At 48.4% G+C, this 20,031-nt stretch carries 15 protein-coding genes; 3 read left to right on the top strand and 12 right to left on the bottom strand.

Going from position 1 to position 20,031, the window contains the following annotated elements:
• Position 1: 1 nt before the first annotated feature.
• The 8 genes from H6F68_RS11275 to H6F68_RS11240 form a co-directional block, all read right to left on the bottom strand.
• The gene (locus H6F68_RS11275; protein WP_190559049.1) at positions 2–970 is read right to left on the bottom strand and encodes a sll0787 family AIR synthase-like protein; all 969 of its coding nucleotides are present in this window, start codon (positions 968–970) and stop codon (positions 2–4) included.
• On the bottom strand, positions 970–1,473 hold the full coding sequence (locus tag H6F68_RS11270) for an MSMEG_0567/Sll0786 family nitrogen starvation N-acetyltransferase (RefSeq protein ID WP_190559047.1): 504 nt from the start codon (positions 1,471–1,473) through the stop codon (positions 970–972). Before H6F68_RS11270 ends, H6F68_RS11275 begins: the two co-directional genes overlap by 1 nt.
• An 18-nt stretch (positions 1,474–1,491) precedes the next feature.
• Positions 1,492–2,577, bottom strand: a complete 1,086-nt coding sequence (locus H6F68_RS11265; RefSeq protein WP_190559045.1) for an MSMEG_0568 family radical SAM protein — start codon at positions 2,575–2,577, stop codon at positions 1,492–1,494.
• A complete protein-coding gene (locus tag H6F68_RS11260; protein WP_190559042.1) occupies positions 2,574–3,005 on the bottom strand; it encodes a nuclear transport factor 2 family protein in 432 nt (143 codons plus the stop codon). Before H6F68_RS11260 ends, H6F68_RS11265 begins: the two co-directional genes overlap by 4 nt.
• Before the next feature lie 12 nt (positions 3,006–3,017).
• A complete protein-coding gene (locus H6F68_RS11255) occupies positions 3,018–4,010 on the bottom strand; it encodes a Nit6803 family nitrilase (protein WP_190559040.1) in 993 nt (330 codons plus the stop codon).
• A gap of 3 nt (positions 4,011–4,013) precedes the next feature.
• Positions 4,014–4,496 (bottom strand): MSMEG_0572/Sll0783 family nitrogen starvation response protein, encoded by a 483-nt coding sequence (locus H6F68_RS11250; RefSeq protein ID WP_190559038.1) that lies wholly within the window; start codon positions 4,494–4,496, stop codon positions 4,014–4,016.
• Positions 4,497–4,700: 204 nt separating this feature from the next.
• Positions 4,701–5,984 (bottom strand): MSMEG_0569 family flavin-dependent oxidoreductase, encoded by a 1,284-nt coding sequence (locus H6F68_RS11245; protein WP_190559036.1) that lies wholly within the window; start codon positions 5,982–5,984, stop codon positions 4,701–4,703.
• A 132-nt stretch (positions 5,985–6,116) separates the two neighbouring features.
• The gene (locus H6F68_RS11240; RefSeq protein ID WP_190559034.1) at positions 6,117–7,589 is read right to left on the bottom strand and encodes a LuxR C-terminal-related transcriptional regulator; all 1,473 of its coding nucleotides are present in this window, start codon (positions 7,587–7,589) and stop codon (positions 6,117–6,119) included.
• 358 nt (positions 7,590–7,947) lie between these two features.
• On the opposite strand from H6F68_RS11240, the gene H6F68_RS11235 reads away from it, so the two are divergent.
• Together H6F68_RS11235 and H6F68_RS11230 are read left to right on the top strand one after the other, a co-directional pair.
• Complete coding sequence (locus H6F68_RS11235; RefSeq protein ID WP_190559032.1) at positions 7,948–8,994, top strand: hemerythrin domain-containing protein; 1,047 nt, start codon at positions 7,948–7,950, stop codon at positions 8,992–8,994.
• Between the two features lie 169 nt (positions 8,995–9,163).
• Positions 9,164–11,470: an NB-ARC domain-containing protein gene (locus tag H6F68_RS11230; protein ID WP_190559030.1), complete on the top strand. Its 2,307-nt coding sequence runs from the start codon at positions 9,164–9,166 to the stop codon at positions 11,468–11,470.
• A gap of 142 nt (positions 11,471–11,612) precedes the next feature.
• On the opposite strand, the gene H6F68_RS11225 is transcribed toward H6F68_RS11230, so the two are convergent.
• On the bottom strand, positions 11,613–12,158 hold the full coding sequence (locus H6F68_RS11225) for a glycine-rich domain-containing protein-like (RefSeq protein ID WP_190559028.1): 546 nt from the start codon (positions 12,156–12,158) through the stop codon (positions 11,613–11,615).
• A 226-nt stretch (positions 12,159–12,384) separates the two neighbouring features.
• Here H6F68_RS11225 and H6F68_RS11220 point away from each other — a divergent pair, with 226 nt between their 5' ends.
• Entirely contained in the window at positions 12,385–16,008 is a 3,624-nt protein-coding gene (locus H6F68_RS11220; RefSeq protein ID WP_190559026.1) for an eIF2A-related protein, read from the top strand.
• Here the strand turns inward: H6F68_RS11220 and H6F68_RS11215 are convergent.
• From H6F68_RS11215 to H6F68_RS11205, 3 genes are read right to left on the bottom strand one after another with little or no spacing between them, the layout of a single operon-like run.
• Complete coding sequence (locus H6F68_RS11215) at positions 16,005–16,310, bottom strand: DHH family phosphoesterase (protein WP_206755516.1); 306 nt, start codon at positions 16,308–16,310, stop codon at positions 16,005–16,007. The two genes, H6F68_RS11220 and H6F68_RS11215, sit on opposite strands and share 4 nt — an antisense overlap.
• A 27-nt stretch (positions 16,311–16,337) precedes the next feature.
• Positions 16,338–17,084 carry a DHH family phosphoesterase gene (locus H6F68_RS11210; RefSeq protein WP_190559021.1) on the bottom strand — a complete coding sequence of 249 codons (747 nt, stop codon included), beginning with the start codon at positions 17,082–17,084 and terminating at the stop codon, positions 16,338–16,340.
• 13 nt (positions 17,085–17,097) lie between these two features.
• Positions 17,098–18,873, bottom strand: coding sequence for an ATP-dependent DNA ligase (locus H6F68_RS11205; RefSeq protein ID WP_190559019.1), 1,776 nt, complete (start codon positions 18,871–18,873; stop codon positions 17,098–17,100).
• Positions 18,874–20,031 lie beyond the last annotated feature (1,158 nt).

Raw genomic sequence — 20,031 nt, 5'->3', positions numbered from 1 at the left:
CTCATACTCCTACTGGAGAGAACCCTGTCAGCGGCTCATGAGATAGATCCCAAAATACCATTGACTCTTGATGAGAGCGTAGAACGAGTTGCTGGGTTAGTTGCACTTCTCCAACTACCTCACAGACTAAGCCTTGTTGCTGAAAGCAAGCCTGAACTGCTGAGACATTGTGGGGCCGAACACTGAGGAGAAAGCCATAGCTAGGGAAACTTACGAGCCAAAGCTCCAGGGTTAATCCTGGGGGGCAGGGAACTTGGTTCAAATGCAGGATGGCCCCGCAGCCAGAGGTTTCCAGCAACATCAGCAGAGTACCAATGATGCCGCCATTGCTGATGTCTTTGCCCGTATCACACAGATCTGCTTCCGCCAAATAGGGCAAGATTGCTAGATTTTCGCGCAACTGAACTGGATCAGCTGTAGTTGCTGCGTCCCAAAAAGGATATTTAGGATGGGGTTTACCCCGAAAATCAACCGCCACCAACAGTTGATCGCCCGGTTGAGCATTAAAGCTACTGATCAATCGCTGCGATCGCCCTAAAATTGCCACTGACAGAGCGTTGTAGGGACTATGGCAATTGGTATGTCCACCCACAATCGGCACATTGTACGCTTGAGCCGCCGCTTGCATCCCTAGCCAAATCGCTTCAGTACTATTGGTGGACTGGCTCCACAAAGTATCAACCACCGCGATCGCTCGTCCACCCATCGCAGCAATATCGCTGATGTTCACCATCACCGCCGACCACCCCGCAAACCAAGGGTCTGTTTCTACGAGCAGCGGCAACATCCCCTCTGCTGCCAATAACAGATATCCTTCTCCATCTGGAATAGCGGCACAATCATCTCCCGGTAGTATATTGACAGAAGTCCACTGTGCCCCTACTTTTAAAGCTTGGGATGCCGTTTGGATATCCTGCTTCTGCAAAAGGCTAAGGGATTGGCGCAATTGGGCAGCAAGGGACAATAGCATCAAGAAGCCTCTCTGGCTGGCAAAGGTAGAATGGGATGTATCTCGACGTTAGGCGGATAGAAACTGAGGTCTGCTTCCATCAAATGATGCGGGTGAGTCCGAATCGCCATCTCTTCTAATGATTGCCAGTGCAGCCGTTGGAAGAAGCGTACATTTTGCAACTGCACCGTGGCTAGAAACTGCTGACAACCCCAAGTGTTAGCAGTCGTGACAGCTTTGTAAATAAGTCCTTTGCCAATTTGCCAGCCTTTGCGATAGTCCGGATGAGTGCCTAGCCTACCTCCATACCAAATGCCTGGTTTGGCTTCGTAGATTCGCACCACTCCAACGACCTGCTGGGTAGCAGTGGCGATCGCCACGATAGGATAGGCGAACTGATCAATTTCATCTACGTCGTCTCCGGAAAAGAGTTGCTGTTCTTCCGCAAAGATGGCACGACGCAATGCAAAGTAAGCTGCAATCTCTTGAGTATTTGTCGCGAGTTTGAATTCGTAAGTCTTCATGGACTGGGTTTGTCAGAATTACTTTTCAAAAGTAGAAAGAGCCGAGCAAGCACCACACTTCGCACAGCCTGCTTTCATGTCTGCTGATGACATCCCTGCCTGCTTTAACATGGAACCGACTCGTTCATAAAGCGTGAACATAAATTCGCTCTTAGGAGCAGGATGATGAGCGAGGGGAGTACTTGTGATGGGAACAAAGGGCACCACAAAGGGATAAACGCCGATTTGAATTAGGCGATCGCAAATCTCCAATAAGGTCTCCAAACTATCTCCCAATCCTGCCAATAAGTAGGTATTCACTTGTCCCCAACCAAACACTTTGACTGCGGCAGCAAACGCCTCAAAATAGTACTCAACGGGGACTGTAGCTTTCCCTGGCATAATCCTAGCCCGAACCTCTGGGTCAGCCGCTTCCAAATGCATGCCTAAGCTATCAATTCCTGCTGCCTGCATGCGATCGAACCAGACAAAATCATCTGGAGGTTCACACTGCGCCTGAATCGGGATATTCACCCTGGCTTTGATGGCTTTGGCACATTCTGTCAAATAAGCCGCACCGCGATCGCTGCTGTTAGGGGTTCCTGTCGTCATCACCATTTGCTTGACCCCATCCAGTCGCACTGCTGCTTCGGCAACTTCGGCCAGTTGAGCAGGTGTTTTCCGAGCAATCGTTCTCCCTACTGCTAGCGATTGCCCGATCGCACAGAACTGGCAAGAGGTATCTGTATTGCCATAACGCATACAGGTTTGCAGCACCGTGGTCGCCAATACATCTCGGCTATGCAACAAGGCAATTTGATTGTAAGGGATACCGTCAGCCGTCGTGAGATTGTAGAACTGGGGTGACTGGGGAAACTGAATTGGGGCGATCGCTTCTCCCTGATGATCTAAAGTCAATGATGGAGATGAGGTGGTAGTGACTGTGTAAGGCGATCGCGCTGCTGGATTGTTGAAGATAGGCACCATGACAGTCGTGCCGTCTACAGTCACAGCTTTGTGATCAGAAGGACCCGCTCCACCTTTGCGTCCTGCTGCTCCAATTTCTTGTTCTACCAGCTTCAACCCCTGGGTTTGCAGTTCTACAATCACCTGTTGCTTGTTCATAGACTGGGTTTACGCTCCCACCAAAACTTTCTTTCAGACTCTTGAATCAGCACATCATTAATACTGGCCTCTCGTTTTTGCATCAGTCCATTCTCAGCAAACTCCCACTGTTCATTGCCGTAAGCCCGATACCAATAGCCAGAATCATCATGCCATTCATACTCAAATCGCACCGAGATCCGATTCTCTGTAAAGCTCCAAAGCTCCTTTTTGAGACGGTAATCTAACTCCTTGGCCCACTTGCGCTTCAGAAAAGCTGCGATCGCTTCCCGTCCACTAAAAAACTCAGCTCGATTGCGCCACTGGGAATCCTCTGTATAGGCCAAGGCGACCTTTTGAGGATCACGCGTGTTCCAAGCATCCTCTGCGGCTTGAACTTTGGCTTTTGCTGTTTCCAGAGTAAAGGGTGGTAGAGGTGGTTTTTCCATGCAGTGTTGCAGTTAGGGAGTAGGTTGTAGCGAAGGATCGAGGGGTGTTTCGGTCATTAGAAAATTGCTGTCGGGAGATTCTGCCATCACTGTCTGAGCCTCTAAATTGACTTGCAATTGCAGCAACTCTGGGCGGGAATAGTGACCCACACAATCCATCATGCGTTTCCGTTTAGTAATTAAAGAGAAATTCAGATCGGCGATCGCCATTCCCTCACCTTCTGTAATCGGTGGACAAAGATGATTTCCTTCAGGTCCGATAATTGCGGTATTACAGCCGCCACTGAGCACCCGTTGCAGTTTCTCATCAGAGGTGATCTGACCGACTTGTTCTGGAAAAAGCCAACCTGTAGCATTGACAACGAAACAGCTAGCCTCTAAGGCATGATGACGAATCGTGACTTCAATCTGGTCAGCAAAAATCTGCCCTACTAAGGAACCGGGGAATTGAGCACAGTGAATTTGTTCATGCTGGGCCATGAGGGCGAATCGAGCCAAAGGATTGTAGTGCTCCCAGCAAGCCAAGGCACCCAGTTTTCCCACTGCTGTCTCCACAACCCTCAAGCCAGAACCATCTCCTTGCCCCCATACCATCCGCTCATGATAGGTAGGTGTAATCTTGCGCCGCTGCAACAATAGAGTGCCGTCGGCATCAAAAATTAGCTGCGTGTTGTAGAGGGAGCCATGATCTCGCTCATTGACTCCTAGCACCACCACCATTGCATAAGAACGAGCCGCTCTGCTCACCGCATCTACCACTGGCCCAGGTACGGTCACCGCTTCTTCATACAGGCGCATATGTTCCTGCCCCATGAGAACGGGTGGTTGCACAAAGGAGAAGTAAGGATAATAAGGGATAAAAGTCTCAGGGAAAACGATCAGTTGCACCCCTGCTTTGGCAGCTTTAGCGATCGCCTGCAACACCTTCTCGGTGGTGCCATCTCGACTAAACAAAACTGGGCTAATCTGTATGGCTGCGGCTCGAATGGTTTGGGAATCATTCATTGTTTACAAGGTCCAAGTATCTAAAATCAAGGCTCCATCCTTGCGGTGCAGGAGCACTAAATCCAGTACGTCCAAAGGATTGATGGGACGGATGCCAGGAATCAGGGAGGGTTCACCATGCCCGTACAAAGCTTGTAAAGCAAAGCGACAGGCATAAACTTTGCCACCTTCCGCCATAAACTTGCTGATTTGGTCATTAAAGTTTTGATGTCCAGGGAAAGCTGCATCTCCTAACTTAGGAAATCCCCGCTGCACCCCCAAAGTTACGCCAGGGCCATACAACAAGATAGAAGTCTCAAATCCTTTGCGCAGTAAGCGTGTAGCTTGCAAGAGATTAACAAAACCAATCGATCCTTCAAACGCAACGGTGTGGAATGTCACCAATGCTTTCTCGCCAGGTTCGGCTTTGACATCGGGAAATACTTTCTCTTCGTAATCAACAAAGAAATCACCAACTTGATGAGCAGGAGTGGTTACTTCAGGCATCTCTTTTTCCTTGAATGGTGTTGCCAGATTAAGGGCTAGCTGAGGAGATCTTTGTATCCCTCACTACGAAAGGTTTAACTCTATCAATAAGGCTAGGGAGGGCGATCGCTCGGTCTATTTCTCAGGCCAAAACGCTGCAAACCATCACCAAACTGACCTAAGTACCTATCGATTTCGCTAGGTCGCTAACAATGCGTCTCTGGACTACGAACCCAGCAAAAATTCATTGACCACACTCCAGTCATTGGGGTATGACACCTTCTTCCTGGCGACGATGTAATCTGCTAGATAACTGGCGTCACGGGCGATTCCAGAAAAGCGGCCTGACCCCCAGGTATAGAGCCAGGGAAGCCCTAGAAAATAGAGTCCCCACACCCCAGTTACACCCCGTTCATGGCCTGGATACCCCTTGCCATCAAAGACAGGCACCTCTACCCAACTAAAATCAGACTGATACCCAGTACACCAAATCACTGTACTAATATTGGCTTGAGCATAGTCTAGGCTGAGAATCGACTGCTCAGGCTGCCAAACTGGATGGTAAGCAGGTTCTGTCGGAGCCTCAATCTGGTTTTCCTCAATGAATCCATTAATGGTTTTCTTGATACTTTCCGCTACCGCATCGGCTTGATCCAAATTTTGCTGCAAGTTATCCCAGAATTCCAACTGGCGATCGCTGATATCCTTCAGCCTGCCATAGAGTTGCATCCCTTCTAAAGCAAATTGTCGCAAGTTAATCTCTCTTCCTCCATCTCGACCTGTAACATAGTGATTAGCTTTGGCCCTCACTTTTTCTTTTTGGGGATGCTCATCAATCGATAAATCGTAATATCCCATCTGATCTAGCCAATCCACGACATCTTTACCTCGGTAGCGTCGGGGCGATCGCGGCGCACTCCCCACGCAGAGATGTACTTGCCTACCAGCCAAATGCAGATCTTCAGCAATTTGGCATCCTGACTGCCCTGTACCCACGACCAACACGGCTCCAGACGGTAAAGACTGGGAGTTTTTATATTCTGAGGCGTGGAGTTGCGTGATGTTTTTAGGGAGCCGTTCAGCAATCTTTGGCACCTTAGAAAGATGGTAGCTACCGGATGCCACAACTACCTGGTCAGCCGTGTATTCTCCAATTGAAGTTGTCACCTCAAAGAAGTTTTGGGCTACATTCTGACTAAGCTTTAATACCTCAACACCTTGCTGAATGGGAGGATCGAAAGAGGCAGCATAAGCTTCAATGTATTGTACAATTTCGTCTTTCTGCATGAAACCATGAGGATCATCGCCTGGATAGGCATAGCCTGGGAGTTTACATTGCCAATTGGGTGTGACTAAACAAAAAGAGTCCCAGCGCTTAGTGCGCCAAGCATAGCCAATTTTGTTCTTCTCAAAAACAATGTGATCGATGCCTCTCTCCTTTAAGCAATAGCTCATGGAAAGCCCTGACTGACCTCCACCCACAATAATGACTGAATAGTGATTGTTCATAAGCTGACTTCTGACTGGCTGGAATGTGTTGCCAGATTAAGTCCTGATTTCGCAAGTCTTTGTATCTCTCACTACGGAAGTGGGAGATCTAACAATAAGGACAGGAGAAACGATCGCAGCACTTTCTCAGATTTATGTAACCAGCCATCCCTTAGCGATCGCCTCATAAATCGCTTGGTAACGAGTCCGCGCTTGCAGTTTCGCCAGGACATTATTCATGTGGAACTTAACGGTACTTTCGCTAATGATCAGATGATCGGCAATATCGCGATCGCGATGCCCCTGAGTCAACAAAGCCAGAATCTCCAACTCTCGCTCAGACAGAGGTTGCTGTTTTTCTAAATCTGGGTCGATACCCCACGATTTACCCTGTGACAACGCTTCTACTGCCTGTCTTAATGCCTCTGGGCTGGTAGACAAATCAACTTTGCCTCGAATCCCCTTCGGTGCAATTTGACTTCCCTGTTGCACCCACAGCACCCATTTCGCTGTCTGAATTTGTGTAGCATCATCGGTCAATAAGGGTACATTCTTGTTTGCTTCTTTGGCTATTTCACGGCAAACGGGTAGACCTGCCGAAAAAGCTAGGTGTGTAAAGGCTAGTTGTAGAACTGATGAGCGGCATTGAATTCGCAGTTGATGACCACCGAAATCGCGCCAATTGGGTACTTTGAGCAAAAACTGCATGGCCCGTTGATTACTGGTGGCTTGGGTTTGCAGCACTCCCCCTAAACAGGTGACAGTAAAAAACAGTTTATTTAGGGAGGACGGCAAGCCATTTTGTGGATCGAGGTCGGGAAAATGAGTTGCCGGAATCATGGCCTCTAATGCTACAGACTCTGCTGTATAAATCAGCCGACAATAGTGACAGGTAAATTGGTACAAAGTTTCGGCTGCTTGCAAGAAGACATAAGCTACTGGCAGAGGGAGAGGTCGCTCTGTGCCTACCAAAGTTAAGCGGGTATCACTTAGCAGACTGACTAATTGATCAGAAAGAGAGAGATAGTTGAATGTAAGGTTCTGAACCGCAGGCTGGGCCATCGACTGCATCGAGGTTTGCCAAATCTGCTTTTCATGCTGATATTGTATAGCTGTGTCTAAGGCGATCGCTGTAACCGTGCAAAGAGTCTGTAAAACCTCTAAAAACTCTGTCTCCATTGCTTGATGGTTAAAGGTGGCCAGCACGCCGATGACTTTATCTTGAATCACTAAAGGATATCCTGCAAATCCTCGAATGTTGTTAGCGATCGCCCATTCGCGATTTCCTACCCAAGTTTCTGCTGCAAGATGATTGCTCAAAAAGGAAACTCGATTTTGAGCAATTTTGCCCACTTTGTAAGCTCCCATCGGAACTCGCCCGAAGGTGCCATTGAGATGCGTATACATCCCTGAAGAAGCAACCAATTTTAAGGTAGTTTGCTCTGGTTCTAGTAGCCAGATCCGGGCTAAGGCACAGCCAAACTTCTCTACCAAGCCATTCGCGACCCGACGAGCTATTTCCTCTGGTTCTAAGCAACCAGAAAAGCCTTGGGCAATTTCATTGCTCTGCTGCAAATCAAACAGAATTCGAGTTGCATCAAGGTGCTCTATCAACGGATCAGGCATTGGTATATCGCTCTAGTCCCTAATCTATTGAGGACTAGATTGTTTCCTGACTCTGTATCTCAAGTTACGGAATTTCAGCTTTGATCATCGTCAGGCTACCTATTCCGGGTTAGCGACGATGATTAAACCTATATTTCCCTACAACTTTTGGCAGACTCCCCGAAACATCTAACTTGAGTTAGGTGGCTGATGCCTGCAACCTAGACAGAATCAAGGTATTCAAGCCTTTTTGTTTGAAACATAGTCCAGTGTAATGCTGGCTTGCTGTTCTTTAATACTTTTCTCACAAGGATTAGGTCGTAAGAACAAAACATTCATTAACTTAAATTTCTCATAAAAGACATAACAAGAGAACAACATGGTTACAACCCTAGATGATGCAAAACGGCTAGCGATCGCAGAGAGATTGGCAGACCTGCGAGCACTCCAGGCTTTCATTCTCTCTAACGATCAAAAGCTAATTGAAGCTTGCCCCTACCAAGATGTGCGGGAACGGCTACAGAACATGCTGGCCGACGACCAGAAAAACATCGGCATTATCGACACCGTCATCGTGCAATACGGCATTCAATCTGACCCTAGTGCTGCAACCAAGGCTTTTATTCCTCAGTTTGAGCAGATGATTTCAGGTAATGAGTTGACGTTCTACCAAAAACTCATGCACCACGAACTGATGAAGCATAGCCAAGTGATGAGTGGCATCGTGATCCATAAGGCAGCTCAGAAAGTAGGCGCAGACATCGAACTAGCCATTGGTCCTTTGAATACCGTTAACTTCGAAGGTCGAGCGCACCAAGAGCAACTCAAAGGATTGCTAGAGCAGGTGGGTGTCCGCGAAATGACTGGACAGGATGCCGATCAAGGTCTCTGGGCTAGAGTCCAAGACGCGATCGCCGCTTTCTCTGGGGTGGCTGGCAGTGTGATCACTCAAAACACCGACAAGCAGGATATGAATATCCAGACTTTGATTCGGTTGGACCATGAGAAAGTGAATACCATCTTCACAGAAATTGGAGCCACCAAAGATCCTCAAAAACTCCAAGAGTACTTCGGCCAGCTCTACAAAGATTTGCTAGTTCATGCTCAAGCCGAGGAAGAAGTAGTTTATCCTAAGGTGCGTCCCTTCTACGGCAACGACGACACTCAGGAGCTTTACGACGAGCAAGCTGAAATGAAGCGGGTGCTGGATGAAATCAAAGCGATGAATCCTGCTGATGCTGATGCCTTCAGATCCAGAATCAAGGATTTGATGGATGCCGTGGGCGATCACATTCGTCAAGAAGAAAGCACCATGTTTGCCGCGATCGATCGCAATTGCAGTACTGAGCAAAAAGAGCAAATGGCCACTGAATTCAAAGCTGCCAAGAGCCATATTCAACAAGAACTGGCAGCTTCTCTACGATAACAATCAAGGCTGACCTCTCCCCAAACCCCTCTCCTGTAGGAGAGGGGCTTTGAATACCAACAAATAGTCCGGGATAATGTTTGTGGGGTGCGGAAACTATGAAATAGCCAGATGGGTGGCAGAATTACAGCCGTTCCATCTCAACGACATCAGCAAAGGGTGAGACAGAATGACGGTGGAGGAAGCATTAGTAGTTGTTGAGCGAATCTTGCCTCAAGGACGGTTAAGCAAAATTCAGGCAGAAATTTTGCGTCAATCTTGGGACGGGAAATCCTACACAGATATAGCTCTCGCTTCTGACTACGATGCTGGCTACGTCAAAGATGTGGGGTCTCACTTGTGGCAGCTGCTCTCCCAAGTGTTAGGTGAAAAAGTCACAAAACATAACTTTCGGGGAGTATTACAACGCTTTATTCAACGAGAAGTAACTAACACCCAACCACAACGACCCGTTGCCCCACTCATCCTGCCTAAGGCTTTAACGGCGATCGCCCACAACCTACCAGTTCGAGATTTCAGTCGCATTGTAGGGCGCGATCGCGAACTTGCCCAGTTACTAGAATCGCTGACCTTTGAGTGCCCCACTCACTGCATCAGCATCGAAGGCATTGGCGGCATGGGTAAAACCACCCTGGCTTTGTCTGCGGCCTATCACTACCTACACGCTACATCCAGCACTGCCAATCCAGAGTCTGGCTCATTTCTGAGACTGTTTGAGGCGATCATCTTCACCTCGGCCAAACAAGAGCGTCTCACCCCCCAAGGAGTCTTGCCCCGTCTGAAGCCAGAGCGGAGTTTGCGGGATGTCTTCCGCGCGATCGCTCGCACGCTCAAGTGCTCGGATATCTTATTGATGGATTTTGAGGAGCAGATTGAACAAATTCAGGATGCGTTAAATCGTCAGCTCACCCTGCTGATTGTAGACAACCTGGAAACCTTAGAAGACTGGCGGTCGATATTAGCATTCTTGTATGACCTGCCCTCTACGGTTAAAGTGGTGATCACCAGCCGTCAACAGTTCTCATTTCATGCCATTCGCTTAGAGCCACTGCCACCTGCGGAAAGCTTTTCCCTCATTCAGCAGCAGGTTCAAAGCAAGAGTATCGTGCTAGGGTCAGCCGATGTGCAAACCCTACATCATTACACCAGCGGCGTACCTGCGGCTATTGTTTATGCGATCGGGCAACTCGCAGCAGGTTACCCAGTGAAGCATCTATCTTCTCGTTTGACCTTGGCGGTTGGGGACTATGCTCACTTCTATTTCCAGAGTTCTATGTCCCTGCTGCAAGGAACCTTACCTCACTACTTACTCATGGCGTTGGCACTGTCTCCGGGGTCAGCTCCTTTAGAGGCGATCGCGCATATTGCAGGCAGCGACAATCTCGCTCACTCGATGGAGGGGTTGGCACAATTGCTGCAACTTTCTCTGGTGAATCAGCAGGCAGGGCGCTACAGTATCTTGGCGCTAACGCGAGAATATGCTTTAGCAGAATTGGCGACCCATCCCAACTTTGAGCAAGCAGCCCGCAATCGCTGGATCAATTGGTTCATGTCTTATGTGCAACAGCACGGCGGCAAAGATGGCAAAGAATGGCAGGAATATCCTCTGCTCGACCAGGAATGGGATAACCTGCAAGCGGTGATTGAATGGTGTATTGCCAGCGATCGCTATGACGAGATGCGGCAGTTGTGGCAGCAGGTCAACTCCTACACCCACACGCAAGGCTACCGCAAAAATCGGTTGAACGTCTGGAACACTCGCCTCGACTGGGCTGATTGGCTGATCCAAGCCGCCGAGCAACGGCAAGATTGGTTTACTGCTCTAGAAGTGAGGCTGGACCAAGGCTGGACCTTAACTTTACTCGGTCAATCCAGACATTTAGAACAAGCTCATACCCTCTATCAAAAAGCTTGGGAACAGCGACATTACCAAACCCTCAACTTCCAAGCCGAGTTAGCCATCAACATCGCCGTGCTCCGAATTCAACAGCGCCTTTTTATCGAAGCGACAGACTGGCTACAACAAGCGCAACAATTCCTTAGCCGCGCTGCGATCGAGACAGCCATGCCGCGATCGCAGATACAGATTTGGTATTACCAAGGCGAGGTGGCTTACAAAACCGAAAACTATAACCAAGCCCACACCTTATTCCAACAAGTCTTAGCACAAGCTGAATACCTGAATTGGCAACGGGCTAAGTTTTTAGCTAAAGACTGGTTAGCGGATATTGCCATTCAGCAACAGCACTTCAGCGAAGCACAACACTTGCTAGAGGAAGGCTTGCAAGCAGCCACAACCAACCAAGACACATGCCGAGTCGCCTTTTGTGAGCGATCGCTAGCCCGCCTAGAAAAAGCCCGTGGCAACGGTGCGATCGCCCAACATTGGGCCGCGACAGCGAAACACCGCTTTGAGGAGTTGGGAATGCTGACCGAAGCTAAGGAAACAGCCGTCCTGCTGCAAACCTTGGTATAAGCCTAACAACCTATCACTTAACGACTAAAGTCACGGCTACAAAAACAAAGACCGCCTGCGCGGTCTCATTCTTGAAAAACTATTTATAGCCTGCGGAGGCAGGCTTGGTTTCAATAGCCCCAAGCTTCAGCCTGCGGGATATTTAGGCAGGCGTAAAAAAGCTCCTCAAAGCATCTTCCATTGAGAGGCTAACGGTAGGGCGCGACTGAGTAGAAGATCGATCTACACCTCGGCAAGTTTGCATCGTATGTAACGGCTCGCAATCCGATGGAGCAGCAGCCGTCGCCAGATCTAGACCAAAGTGTTTGCGAAAGAGCACTTGAGTAAGTGCATAAGCCCGTTGCCAATCTTGTTGATCTGCTTCTCCTCTAGTACCTAAATAGGGAAAATGATGGATAAATCGCCCAAATAAGTGTTGACAATCTTCCGCATATTTATGCGTATCAAGGATATGCTGATGCCAAACTTGATCGATCTCTTGAGTTGGTACCAGTTGTAAGCGAGGATATTGTCCTACCAAATAAAGAAAACCCAGATAACGCGCGATCGCCCTGGTAGCCTGAAGTTTCGTCCACTGAGGACCAATCTGAGAGTGCATTAATTGATGTGCAATAGGACCAAGATCGAGCGATCGCACCTTTTGGAGAAACGCTTGATATGATTGGGGTGAGGCGGGGTACTGCACCATTGCGGCTTGCTCCTTCAAAGTAGACGTAGCTTAGGAGAAGTTTGTTTTAGAACCAACAAGTCATCTCCTATCTATAAACATCGCTAGAAGTATGGCCTCGTACGGATTTTAATCGGTTCACTTTTTGGTTCAGTTTTGGTTCAGTGTCACATTTCGTCAACATCAATTCTGAAATGAGCGTGCAATACTGAGATAGACTCAGTTTCCGCTCTCGTGCAATCTATCAATGCCCTCGCTCAAGGTCTCCCCTCAGGAGTTAAATCGAATCAAGCAGCTTAGGAAGGCGAGACACTGGGCAATTGAAGACAGGCAGTGGTTAATTGTCGCTAGTCAAATTCTTGACTCCGCCACCGATTGGGGCTCTGAAGCTTACGCAGGCCAACAAATTTTTGCACCTGGTGTTTCTCTTTCTACTTGGAAGCGGTTTTTACGGGGCGAGGCCATCAATGCGAAAATCTTTAAGGTTTTCTGTCAAGTTCTGGAACTACCTTGGCAATCGGTTGTAGAACCAGAAAAAACAGCAAGAGTTGATGCTCCAGCAGTTCCGCCTAAAGTATCCCTATCCTGTTATCAGGATTGGGGAGAGGCTCCGGAAGTTCCCGTGTTTTTTGGGCGATCGCAGGAATTGAGCACTTTGGAGCAATGGGTTTTAGGGGATCGGTGCCGTCTAGTCGCAATTTTGGGTATTGGTGGCACTGGCAAAACGGGGCTCTCGCTGAAATTTGGCTCCGGTGGGATGGGCAAGACTAACCTATCTCTCGCTTTGGCTCAGAATATTCAGGATGAGTTTGAGTGCATCGTTTGGCGATCGCTCCTCAATGCTTCTCCCTTGGCTACTTTACTGGTAGATCTGATCCAGATTCTCTCGAATCAGCAGGAATCAACCCTGCCAAATACTTTAGAAGACAGTCTTTCTCGGTTATTGCACTACCTGCGATCGCGACGCTGCTTGCTGATTTTGGATAACGTAGAAACGATTCTGCAAAGTGGAGATGTAGCAGGGCAATATCGAGCAGGATATGAAGGCTACGGACAACTATTCAAGCAACTGGGAGAAGTACCTCACAAAAGCTGCCTATTGCTCACCAGCCGCGAGAAGCCCCGAGAAGTAGCGCGTTTAGAAGGTCGCAATCGACCTGTGCGATCGCTAGAGCTAGGAGGTTTGGGAGTCACCGATGGACAGCAGATTTTTGCTGAGATTGATCAGTTTGCTGGTTCTGAGCAAGATTGGCAAGAACTGATTGCGCTCTACAATGGTAATCCTCTGGCATTAGAGCTAGCCGCCAAACATATTCGGGATGTTTTCTGTGGCAGTATTAGTGAGTTCCTCAAATATGGCAAGCCCATCTTTCATGATTTGCAAGACTTGCTAGGGTGGTACTTTCAGCGCTTAACCGAGCAGGAAATTGAGGTGATTTATTGGCTGGTAATCAATCGCGAGCCAGTAGCGATCGCCCAACTAAGTGAGGATCTCCTCTCTCCCATCTCTAAGAAGCAACTACCCACCACGCTACAATCCCTGCAACGCCGCTTGGCACTAGAAAAAACTGGCGATCGCTTTACGCTGCATCCAGTGCTGATGGAGTATTTCGCCGCTCAATTCATTCAGACGATCGCAGTGGAGATCCAAACAGGCGATATACGTTTCTTCAAAAGTCATGCTTTGCTGAAAGCGATCGCCAAAGACTATATCCGTGAGGCTCAAAAGCAACTGATTCTCCAGACACTCACGGATCAGCTGTTGGCTAAATTAGGCGAATTTGCAGCGGTTGAACAACAACTAAACCAACTTTTGGCAGAGTTGCGAGGTAAGCCTTCATCGTACACAGGCTATGCGGCAGGTAATATCCTCAATCTACTTTGCCATCTAAAAGTAGACTTGAGCGATCGCGATTTCTCTAATCTAGCAATTCGCCAAGCTTATTTAGCCAATATCTCTCTACATCGCATCAATCTCACTGATACCACTATCGAGCAATCTGTTTTTACCGAAACCACCGGAAGCATTCTCGCCATTACTTTTAGTCCTGATGGCAACTTGCTAGCAACTGGAGAAATTGATGGCATTCTCCGACTTTGGCACGTCCCAACAGGAAGACAAATTTTTACTTGGAAGGGGCACAGCAGTTGGGTCTCTTCAGTCGCCTTTAGCCCAGATGGTAGCATTTTGGCTAGCGGTAATTACGACCATACCATTCGTCTTTGGGACATTGCCACAAAGACCTACTTGAGGATGCTGGAAGGACATAATAGTTGGGTTCAGCATATATTATTTAGTCCAGATGGTCAGTTTTTATTCAGTGCCAGCAGTGACCAAACGGTGAAAATTTGGCAAGTGAATTCAGGTGTGTGCCTTAAAACTCTAATAGGACATAGCGCTCGCATCTGGAAACTAGCTCTCAGCCCTGATGGTCGCTTGCTGGCTAGTAGCAGTTCTGACGGCACGATTCGCCTGTGGAATTCTCATACCGGGAACTGTCTACGGGTTCTACAAGGGCATCAACATTGGGTTCGGTTCATAGAATTTTATCTAGATAATCAGATATTACTAAGCATCGGGGATGATGAAACTGTGCGAAGGTGGGACTGTGGCACAGGTGAATGTTTAGCTATCTTACCAAGTCATATAGATGTAGTATTTTCCAGTGCCTGTGACCCAACTGGGAAATTATTAGCTATGACTGATTCTAAAAATAGAGCCCAGCTTTGGAATGTAGAGACTTGGCGTTGTGAAAAGTTGCTGGAGGGCCATTCTAACCAGATTTCAGCAATCGCCTTTAGTCCTGATGGCGTAATCTGCGCTACAGGTGGAGAAGATCAAATCCTGAAGTTATGGGATGTCAAGTCTGGGCAATTGATCAGAACGTTTCATGGATTTAAAGATGAGATTTTTTCCCTTGCTTATGCTCACGATCGTCGTTGGTTAGCCAGTGGCCATCATAATGGCATGATTCGCTTTTGGGATTTCTCAACTGAAGAAGCTGGCAAAACCTTGAAAGGGCACACCGCTAAAATTTGGTCGGTTGCCTTTAACTCAGACAGTTCTATGGTTGCCAGCGGTGGCAGTGATCTATCTCTTCGGCTATGGGATACCGAAACGGGTGCCTGTCTGCTAGTTCTACCAGGAAGTATCTATTGGTTCTGGGCAGTCGCTTTTAGCCCCGACGACAACGTACTGATCAGCGGTGCGGGGAATGGATGTATTCAATTTTGGGATGTGCAGTCGGGTAAATGTTTAAGAGCGATCGCGGCACACCAAGGCCGAGCTTGGTCCCTTTCCTGTAGCCCCGATGGCAAAACGTTAGTCAGTGGTGGGCAAGATTTAACCGTCAAATTCTGGGATTTGGTAACTGGAGAATATCTTGCCGCCTTACCCCCTGTAGAGCATCCAGTCTGGTTAGCCGAGTTCAGTCCCGATGGCCAAATCCTAGCTTGTAGCAGCCCTAGTGGCACTCTGAGTTTGTGGGATGCTAACACTCGTACCTGTTTGCACTTTCTCCCAGGCCACTCCAAGCAGACTTGGCGGGCAAAATTTAGTGTAGATGGCAAACTTCTGGCTAGCTGTAGTGATGACCAAACTGCTCGGATTTGGGATGTAGCCACCGGAAAATGCCTGCAAGTGCTTATAGGTCACACTCATACAGTTAATTCAGTCTGTTTTATTCCCGACGGCAAAACCCTAACCACTGGCAGCCAAGACGGCACCATTCGCCTTTGGGAGATTGCCACTGGAAAATGCCTCAACGTTCTACGCGCCCCTCGCCCTTATGAAGGTATGAAGATTACAGGCATAACAGGGCTGACTGATGCTGAGAAAGAAACGCTACATCTTTTAGGAGCAGTGAGCTAGGAAGCGATCGCCTCTCTCGGAAAACCAATCTTGAGCAGTAACTCCTGCCAACGCTCCTGTGGTAGACTACCTCCTGATGCTTGATCATGCCCGTGACCGTAGCTGCCTTCTCCCTCAGAGATCTGCTGTGCCCGGAGAAACTCCAACACATTGGCACTGGTAGAGCGGGCGGAGAAATTAACTCGGCCAGGGAGATAACCGGAATTAGCCACGATCACAATATGTTTAGGGAGACGAGTGCGCCAACTTTGAGCCAGCAGGGGATGAATTTGGCAGGGAGAGTTAACTTGAATCAACGCCACATCCCCCGCGAAAACAGGGGCCGCTTTTCAGCCTGCCTCCATTGCTGCTTTCACCTCTGCCCGCGCCGATCGCAACTGTTGCACGGCATCTGAGGTAGAGTTCACCAATTCCTTAGGGTTGCTGTGCGTCAGTAGGGCTTGCGCTGCGGCTTCTGGGTTGTAGTGAGAGGCTCGGCGGATAGCATTAATGAGAACCGTTGCCTCTTTTAAGTATTTGGCGGTGTACTTGCGCTTAGCAGTACTCAACAACTCAAAAGGAGCGCGATCGCCCAAGTCACTGACAATTCCGATTGCGGCAACCCAGTCTAAATCCGAGATATCCGCGATCGCTTGGCACAGATCCCAAACTAGAAGGGACGTATTCGGTACAGGGTCCCAAGTGTAAGCGCTAATTAGCGTATCTCCCGGTGGTACTCCTTCAGGATGGTGATGATCGATGAAACAGGTGGGAACGCCTGCCAATACAGGTTCGGCTTGACTGCCCAAATCTAAGACAAATAAGCGCTCGGGATGCTCCGTCTTGACGCGATCGCGGTTGCTCACCGTCCAAGCATTACGTTCGCGATCGGGAATCACACGGGTAGGAGCGACAAACCCAGCTCGCTGAAAGGCTTGCTGCCATACCACTCCCGCCGTCACACCATCAGCATCGGAGTCATGTAGTGCCACCAATTTACTAGCGGTAGAAATGCTTCCGACAAACTGTGCGAACACGGTACAGGCTGCTGCCAAGTTGTGAGTGAGATCCGTTCTAGTTTCCAGTTTTTGCGTCATGATTGATAAGTTCTCATGTTTCTGCGAGCCGACGGACTGTTTCTAGCGTGTCAATCTCTTCTGGCGGCTTATCATGCCGTATCCGCACAATCCGAGGAAAGCGCAGGGCATAGCCGCTCTTGTGGCGCTTGGAGAGTTGGACGCGATCGAACGTCACTTCCAGAACAATTTGAGGCTCCACGACATGCACTTTGCCATGAGCAAACTCCTGTACCGTATGCGCTTGGAACCAAGTAGATAGCTCTGTTACTTCCACATCCGTCAAGCCAGAGTAAGCTTTACCCACATTCAGCAAAGTAGGATCGGTTTCACTAGCTCGCACAGCAAAGGTGTAATCGGAGAGAAATCGACTACGCTTGCCAGTGCCAACCTCTGCCGCTGTCACCACCACGTCCAAAGTGGCGATCGCCCGCTTAATTTTCAGCCACTCCTTACCCCGCCGCCCTGGTTTGTAGGTAGAGTCAAGTGCCTTGACCATCAAGCCTTCGTTACCGCGATCGCGAGCTGCGAGAAATTCTGCATCCAAAGCCGTGGCATCGCTAAAGCGTTGTGAGACTGCCCGACGAACTCTCGGTGTCGCCAGTGGCAGCATAGTTAATGCTGTTTGACGCTGCACATACGGCTCCTCTATCAACACCGTGCCATTTTGGTAGAGCAGATCATAGGCAACAAACGTCACAGGCACTTCAGCTAGTAGTTTTTCCGTAGGGGTTTTACGTCCCAGCCGCTTTTGGAGTTCTTGAAAAGGGAGAATTTGCTCATCTCGGAATGGCACAATCTCGCCATCCAAAATCAATTCTGTGGTTTCTCCTTCTCCAGTCCCTCTTGCTAAAGCAGCCAATGGAGCCAATAAGTCTGGGAAACTTGCTGTGATGTCATCTAAGGTGCGAGAAAAAAGAGCCACCCGAATGCCATCAATCACGATTCCGTGAGCCGATTTATTTACTGGATCGGCGGGAGCAATATGGGCTTGGGCTCGAATGCCATCGTATTTATCCTCAACCGCAAATTCTCCTGGCAACAGCCGGGATACTTCTGCCAAATCCTCGGCGGGACTTGCCAACATAAACTTAATTGGATGAAATAGCTGCATTTGGGCTTGCTCTAGCTGGCCGTGACGAGCCAACACAGCCGTTGCCCCAATATCCCCTAGCAACATATTCACCCACTGAATCCGCTCTACCTTTTGCTTCGCCAGCCGAGCGATCGCGTCTTCTACCGCGCCTTCTTTGAGACCAATCCGTAGATCTCCAGATAACAGCTTGATTAAATACTTAGCTTCTAGAGGAGTCGCGCGTTTCAGCAGTTTTACCACCCACTCTAATTTGCGTTTGGAGCCTTTGGTTTTGGCAATTTGCTCTAGGGCGATCGCGACATCGGTAAGATCAAGAGAAGATAAGGCGCGATCGGGAAACACAGCAGCCGTGACATCACCTAAGTCTCCCAGTTTGACCAACTGCGTCTTGAGCGTCTCCAACTCAATCTTCGTAATCAGCATCAAAGCTGACAACAAAGTTGCCCCTCCAACCTTAGTTGTTCTTTGCTCCTTTAGAGGAAACACATAACCTGCAAAATAACGAGCTGCATAAGCTAGCTGCTCATCATTGAGGCTATTAAAGTAGTGACCCAGTAAAGCAGACTTGGCCAAACGTTTCGTTGTGGCACCTACCTGTTCTGCCACTTGAGCAAACCGCCGAAAGGCACCCATCTGAGCGCCTGTGCCAGAGTCAACCCCAACTTTAACCACAGGGGTGGTGAGTGAGTTAGCGCCAAGATCTCCCGAAGTCATGGATGGTAGTAAAGCGACTTGTATCGAGTTGCCCAGCAAAACGGTTCTCCCTTTTCAACGTTTTGTGCAGCTCACTCTAACCAGAAAGGCAAAAGAACAGAGAACTCAACCAGGAATGATTCAAATATAGTCAGGGTGGGGGGTCACAGCCTCTATCTTTTGGTACGACCCGCAGGAGCGATCGCGGCTCATTGCCCTGCCGCAAGAGTTATTGCTATAAAGATCTGACTTTCTCCAGACCTTTTCTGACCCTCAGAATGTAGGACAACACGTTAAAGTTGGCTGGGAGTTGAGTATTAGAGGCCTGAGCTAACAAGATTGCTGAGACAACGCAGTTTAGGACGCAATCAGTAAACCAATTTCATTTAAGCAATAAATTATACTTACGCAATCCACTACGATTTCATTTAAGACTTGGTGGATTATTTTTTAATGTCAATTTTTACAAGAATTAAATCACTTCTTTTTTAAGGTTTAAATTACTTTTTGATTGTTATTTCTTAATATATAAAAATCCTTTAAATGCCTTCCAGTAGAACTTTAAGGCGCTCACTAGTTCAAAAATGATGAAAATATAGAGTGTGTGGACGATCGCTTGCTTTACTTTCAACAAAGCACCAAATTATTATGAAGAAATTCATAAAAAGACTGTAAAGCAGAAAGACGTGTAGTAGATTTTACAGGTAGGGTGCTGTATCTTCGATGTACATTCACGGAGTAAGTGTTGTTAGTACATCGAAGCAAACTGACGGCAAGCGTATGAACCCGTCAGATTACTGAAATCAGGTTTTCGTCTACCGAATGGTTCCATCTGCTGCGGCAGCATCTTTTATGCCAAGCAGTTAGCCCAACTCATTGCGATCGCGCTAACAGTTTTTATCTCTGTAGAGCAGAAAAGTTGCGGTAATCATCGTTGCCGCTCTAATTCTGCTGCCGTTCCCTTATTCAACCGTTTGAGATCAGCCCATGACCGCTACTTTGCAAAAAGCTCCAGCCGCTTCTCTCACTTTCAGCACCTCCGCTGCTAGCCACGAAATTGTTTTTACTCACATCTTGCACCTTGTGATGTGAACCTCCCATCCTTGCTTCTGTAACAACCTTCGCTTTTGCGCGACTTCCTCAAGGAGCAGAGCAATAACTACTTCACTCAGGCAGACT

The sequence above is a fragment of the Trichocoleus sp. FACHB-262 genome (assembly GCF_014696035.1).
In the GTDB taxonomy this organism is placed as follows: Bacteria; Cyanobacteriota; Cyanobacteriia; order FACHB-46; family FACHB-46; genus Trichocoleus.
Note: the sequence above shows the minus strand (reverse complement) of the source record. Positions and strands in the feature narration are given on the sequence as shown.

What these genes read in the sequence shown, in the direction of transcription:
- H6F68_RS11275 (WP_190559049.1), bottom strand. Translation starts at nt 970, where the DNA reads ATGCTATTGTCCCTTGCTGCCCAATTGCGCCAATCCCTTAGCCTTTTG.
- H6F68_RS11270 (WP_190559047.1), bottom strand. Translation starts at nt 1,473, where the DNA reads ATGAAGACTTACGAATTCAAACTCGCGACAAATACTCAAGAGATTGCA.
- H6F68_RS11265 (WP_190559045.1), bottom strand. Translation starts at nt 2,577, where the DNA reads ATGAACAAGCAACAGGTGATTGTAGAACTGCAAACCCAGGGGTTGAAG.
- H6F68_RS11260 (WP_190559042.1), bottom strand. Translation starts at nt 3,005, where the DNA reads ATGGAAAAACCACCTCTACCACCCTTTACTCTGGAAACAGCAAAAGCC.
- H6F68_RS11255 (WP_190559040.1), bottom strand. Translation starts at nt 4,010, where the DNA reads ATGAATGATTCCCAAACCATTCGAGCCGCAGCCATACAGATTAGCCCA.
- H6F68_RS11250 (WP_190559038.1), bottom strand. Translation starts at nt 4,496, where the DNA reads ATGCCTGAAGTAACCACTCCTGCTCATCAAGTTGGTGATTTCTTTGTT.
- H6F68_RS11245 (WP_190559036.1), bottom strand. Translation starts at nt 5,984, where the DNA reads ATGAACAATCACTATTCAGTCATTATTGTGGGTGGAGGTCAGTCAGGG.
- H6F68_RS11240 (WP_190559034.1), bottom strand. Translation starts at nt 7,589, where the DNA reads ATGCCTGATCCGTTGATAGAGCACCTTGATGCAACTCGAATTCTGTTT.
- H6F68_RS11235 (WP_190559032.1), top strand. Translation starts at nt 7,948, where the DNA reads ATGGTTACAACCCTAGATGATGCAAAACGGCTAGCGATCGCAGAGAGA.
- H6F68_RS11230 (WP_190559030.1), top strand. Translation starts at nt 9,164, where the DNA reads ATGACGGTGGAGGAAGCATTAGTAGTTGTTGAGCGAATCTTGCCTCAA.
- H6F68_RS11225 (WP_190559028.1), bottom strand. Translation starts at nt 12,158, where the DNA reads ATGGTGCAGTACCCCGCCTCACCCCAATCATATCAAGCGTTTCTCCAA.
- H6F68_RS11220 (WP_190559026.1), top strand. Translation starts at nt 12,385, where the DNA reads ATGCCCTCGCTCAAGGTCTCCCCTCAGGAGTTAAATCGAATCAAGCAG.
- H6F68_RS11210 (WP_190559021.1), bottom strand. Translation starts at nt 17,084, where the DNA reads ATGACGCAAAAACTGGAAACTAGAACGGATCTCACTCACAACTTGGCA.
- H6F68_RS11205 (WP_190559019.1), bottom strand. Translation starts at nt 18,873, where the DNA reads ATGACTTCGGGAGATCTTGGCGCTAACTCACTCACCACCCCTGTGGTT.